Raw genomic sequence first — 4357 nt, forward strand, 5'->3', positions numbered from 1 at the left:
CCAAGGCTGGATAACAAATCGTCCACATCGTCCTGACCGGACACAACGTCTTCTCTTTTATCGGCATGAATCTGCGGACCTTCACCCTGAGAGAGATGTTTTTGTGGATCTTTTTCTGCAAGCATTGCTTCACGGTCATGCTCGATGCCCGCAAAACGGTCAACCTGACTGGCCATGAGCACGAGCTTGAGCAGGTTGCTCTCGACTTCGGTGACCAGTTGGGTCACACGCTTGATGACTTGACCCGTGAGGTCCTGATAATCCTGGGCCAGCAGAATATCGTTGAGGTTGCCCGACACGGCACGGTTGTCTGTGCTGCTGCGCGTCAGGAACCCGTCGACTCGCCGGGCCAGTTCGCGGAACTCTTCAGCCCCGACTTCGCGACGCATGAACCGTCCCCAATCCGTGCTCAAGGCCTGGGCTTCGTCAGCCAGGCTGTTGACCAGCGGCGTGGCGTTTTCCACCAGGTCCATGGTGCGGTTGGCTGCGGCCTCGGTCAGCTTGACCACATAACCCAGACGCTCGGTGGCGTCGGTGATCTGTGACACCTCTTCGGCTTGCGGCATGTGCGGGTCAATCTGAAAATTGACGATCGCGCTATGCAGCTCGCGCGTGAGCTTGCCCACTTCCTGATACAGGCCGCGGTCACGGGTCTGGTTGAGCTCATGGATCAATTGCACAGCATCGCCAAACCTGCCCTTTTCAAGGCTCGCGACCAGTTCGACGGCGTGTTTTTTCAGGGTCGATTCAAAATCGCCCTGCGAAGATTCGTTATGCCCCATAGCTCCCCCGTGGCGCAGTTCAACCGATGCGTTCGAAAATCTTCTCGATTTTTTCTTTCAACGCCTGGGCCGTGAAGGGTTTGACCACATAGCCGTTTACACCGGCCTGGGCCGCTTCGATGATCTGCTCGCGCTTGGCTTCAGCGGTCACCATCAACACCGGCAGGTGCTTGAGCTTTTCATCGGCACGCACGTGGCGCAGCAGATCGATACCGGTCATGCCAGGCATGTTCCAGTCGGTCACCAGAAAGTCGATGCTCCCGCTGTTGAGGACCGGAATGGCGGTAGTGCCATCGTCGGCCTCGACCGTGTTGGTGAACCCAAGGTCACGCAACAGGTTTTTTATGATCCGCCGCATCGTTGAGAAGTCATCAACGATGAGGATTTTCATGTTCTTGTCCAATTCGACCTCCAAGCAGACTAAAACGCGCCCAGCACCTGGACGCGCCATTTCAATCAATCTGGCAAAGCACTCGATGACTGTCTGGAGTACAACGAAGCGAGCCCGGCGCGGTTCATCACCCCACCAGCCACGTCGCAGTGCCCCCACACTGCCTTCAGCGCGCTCGCCACTCTCCCAAACGCCCCCTTAAACGGGCCGCGCACTGGCTATGTAACTGGCTGACCCGAGATTCGCTGACCCCCAGGACCTCACCGATTTCCTTGAGATTCAACTCTTCGTCGTAGTACAGCGCCAACACCAGTCGCTCACGCTCCGGCAAATTGGCAATCGCGTCCGCCAGCGCCGCCTGGAAGCGTTCATCTTCCAGATCGCGTGACGGCTCGAGATGAGCACTCGCGCCATCCTCGTGCAGCCCTTCGTGTTCGCCGTCCTGCAACAGATCGTCGAAACTGAATAACCGGCTGCCCAGGGTGTCGTTCAAAATCCCGTAATAATCGTCGAGACTCAATTGGAGTTCGGCCGCAACTTCGTGATCTTTAGCGTCACGGCCGGTTTTCGCTTCAATCGAGCGGATGGCGTCGCTGACCATGCGGGTATTGCGGTGGACCGAGCGTGGCGCCCAGTCACCCTTGCGCACTTCATCGAGCATGGCGCCGCGGATGCGGATGCCCGCGTACGTCTCGAAACTCGCGCCTTTGCTGGCGTCGTATTTGGTCGAGACTTCCAGCAGGCCGATCATCCCGGCCTGGATCAAGTCTTCGACCTGGACACTGGCCGGCAGACGCGCCAGCAAGTGATAGGCAATGCGTTTGACCAGCGGCGCGTAACGCTCGATCAGCTCGTACTGCGCATCGCGTGCCGATTTCTTGTAGAGGTTGTAGCCGCTGGCTGTCATAGCACGGGTCCTGCCGTTTGTTGCACGAGGCGTTCGACGAAGAACTCCAGATGCCCACGCGGGTTGGCGGGCAACGGCCAGGTGTCGACCTTCTGCGCGATTGCCTTGAACGCCAGCGAGCACTTGGAGCGCGGGAATGCTTCGTAGACGGCACGCTGTTTTTGCACGGCCTTGCGCACGCTTTCGTCATAAGGCACGGCGCCGACGTATTGCAGGGCGACGTCGAGGAAACGATCCGTGACCTTGGTCAACTTGGCGAACAGATTGCGCCCTTCCTGCGGGCTCTGGGCCATGTTGGCCAGCACGCGGAAACGGTTCATGCCGTAGTCACGGTTGAGCAGTTTGATCAGGGCGTAGGCGTCGGTAATGGAGGTCGGCTCGTCGCAGACCACCAGCAACACTTCCTGGGCGGCACGGACAAAACTGACCACCGAGTCACCAATCCCCGCAGCGGTGTCGATCACCAGTACGTCGAGGTTGTCGCCGATATCGCTGAAGGCCTGGATCAGGCCGGCGTGCTGCGCCGGGCTCAAGTGAACCATGCTCTGGGTGCCGGACGCGGCGGGAACGATGCGGATGCCGCCGGGGCCCTGCAACAGGACATCGCGCAGCTCGCAGCGACCTTCGATCACGTCGGCCAGGGTACGTTTGGGTGTCAGCCCCAGCAGAACGTCGACGTTCGCCAGCCCCAGGTCGGCGTCCAGCAACATGACGCGCCGGCCAAGTTCAGCCAAAGCCAGGGACAAGTTCACTGACACGTTAGTTTTCCCGACGCCACCTTTGCCGCCGGTCACCGCGATCACCTGTACGGGATGCATGCTGCCCATGTTATTTCTTTACCTTGTCTTGCATAGACGGAGGCCACATTACTGGCTGCGCGTTCACAATCGGAACAATGCATGGCAGACCATCGATGTAGGTACAAAAACTATTCATTGTTACCTCAGCCTACCTGCTTGGTGGGGCTGTGGTAGATATCAGCGAACATGTCAGCCATGGCTTCTTCGCTGGGTTCTTCCTGCATTTGCACGCTCACGGCACGGCTGACCAGTTGATGACGGCGCGGCAGATGCAAATCATCCGGAATCCGCGGGCCATCAGTCAGGTAGGCTACCGGCAACTCATGGCTGATGGCCAGGCTCAACACCTCGCCCAGACTGGCCGTTTCATCCAGTTTAGTCAGGATGCAGCCAGCGAGCCCGCAACGCTTGTAACTGTGATAAGCGGCGGTTAGAACCTGTTTCTGGCTGGTGGTTGCCAGAACCAGATAATTTTTCGATTTGATGCCACGACCGGCCAGGCTTTCGAGCTGCATGCGCAATGCCGGATCGCTGGCTTGAAGGCCGGCGGTATCGATCAGCACCACGCGCTTGCGCAGCAAAGGTTCCAGCGCCTGCACCAGCGATTGCCCCGGATCGACGTGGGTCACCGACACATTGAGAATCCGGCCGAGGGTCTTGAGCTGTTCCTGGGCACCGATACGGTAGCTGTCCATGCTCACCAGCGCGATGTTCTGCGCGCCATACTTGAGCACATAACGGGCAGCCAGCTTGGCCAGGGTGGTGGTCTTGCCCATGCCGGCAGGGCCGACCATGGCAATCACACCGCCCTCTTCCAGCGGCTCGATTTCCGGCGTGGCAATCATCCGCGCCAGATGCGCCAGCAACATGCGCCAGGCTTGGCGGGGTTCTTGAATATCGGTGATCAGTGCCAGCAAGTCGCGGGACAACGGCCCGGACAAACCGATACGTTGCAGACGGCGCCAGAGGTTGGCCTGGCCCGGGCTGCTGCCTTGCAGCTGATTCCATGCCAGGGAGCCCAGCTGCACTTCCATCAGTTCGCGCAGGCTGTTGAGCTCAAAACGCATCGAGTCAAATACCCGGGAGTCCACCGCGGGCGCCGCAGCAGGCGCTGGCGCAGGACGCCGAGGCTCGGCGTAGGTCGGCTCGATCAGTGGCTCGGCGGCGGTGAGGGGCAACCCGGCGAACAACTGGCGATTGGTGGCATTGTCGCTTTCGCCGTCGCTGCGCAGGCTCAGCTCGGCCTGGGCGGTGACGATGCGCGACTGTGTCTTGCGCAGCTCGTCTTCGAGTTCCATGTTCGGCACGCGTGGCGCCAGCGCCGACAGTTTGTAATCCAGGGCAGCCGTGAGCTCGACACCACCGGCGATGCGGCGGTTGCCAATGATGGCCGCTTCAGCGCCCAGCTCATCACGAACCAGTTTCATGGCCTGACGCATATCGGCGGCGAAAAAACGCTTAACTTGCATAAACCACT

The 4357-nt window shown here is 59.7% G+C and carries 5 protein-coding genes; all 5 read right to left on the reverse strand.

The window, feature by feature from the left end; genetic code table 11:
- Positions 1-782 (reverse strand): protein phosphatase CheZ (locus D8V06_RS21480; protein WP_130931740.1); only part of this gene is annotated, 782 nt, incomplete at its 3' end.
- 19 nt (positions 783-801) lie between these two features.
- A complete protein-coding gene (locus D8V06_RS21485; protein WP_003183998.1) occupies positions 802-1173 on the reverse strand; it encodes a chemotaxis response regulator CheY in 372 nt (123 codons plus the stop codon).
- Positions 1174-1339: 166 nt separating this feature from the next.
- Positions 1340-2080, reverse strand: coding sequence for an RNA polymerase sigma factor FliA (gene fliA / locus D8V06_RS21490; protein WP_007894214.1), 741 nt, complete (start codon positions 2078-2080; stop codon positions 1340-1342).
- Positions 2077-2907 carry a flagellar synthesis regulator FleN gene (gene fleN / locus D8V06_RS21495; protein ID WP_008001746.1) on the reverse strand — a complete coding sequence of 277 codons (831 nt, stop codon included), beginning with the start codon at positions 2905-2907 and terminating at the stop codon, positions 2077-2079. Before fleN ends, fliA begins: the two co-directional genes overlap by 4 nt.
- A gap of 116 nt (positions 2908-3023) precedes the next feature.
- Positions 3024-4349, reverse strand: a complete 1326-nt coding sequence (gene flhF / locus D8V06_RS21500; protein WP_130903480.1) for a flagellar biosynthesis protein FlhF — start codon at positions 4347-4349, stop codon at positions 3024-3026.
- Between the last annotated feature and the right edge of the window lie 8 nt (positions 4350-4357).

The organism is Pseudomonas sp. Sample_24 (assembly GCF_004307605.1).
Taxonomy (GTDB): domain Bacteria; phylum Pseudomonadota; class Gammaproteobacteria; order Pseudomonadales; family Pseudomonadaceae; genus Aquipseudomonas.

Excerpts from the sequence above, each read along its gene's own strand:
- D8V06_RS21485 (WP_003183998.1), bottom strand. The coding sequence starts at position 1,173 with ATGAAAATCCTCATCGTTGATGACTTCTCAACGATGCGGCGGATCATA.
- fliA (WP_007894214.1), bottom strand. The coding sequence starts at position 2,080 with ATGACAGCCAGCGGCTACAACCTCTACAAGAAATCGGCACGCGATGCG.
- fleN (WP_008001746.1), bottom strand. The coding sequence starts at position 2,907 with ATGGGCAGCATGCATCCCGTACAGGTGATCGCGGTGACCGGCGGCAAA.
- flhF (WP_130903480.1), bottom strand. The coding sequence starts at position 4,349 with ATGCAAGTTAAGCGTTTTTTCGCCGCCGATATGCGTCAGGCCATGAAA.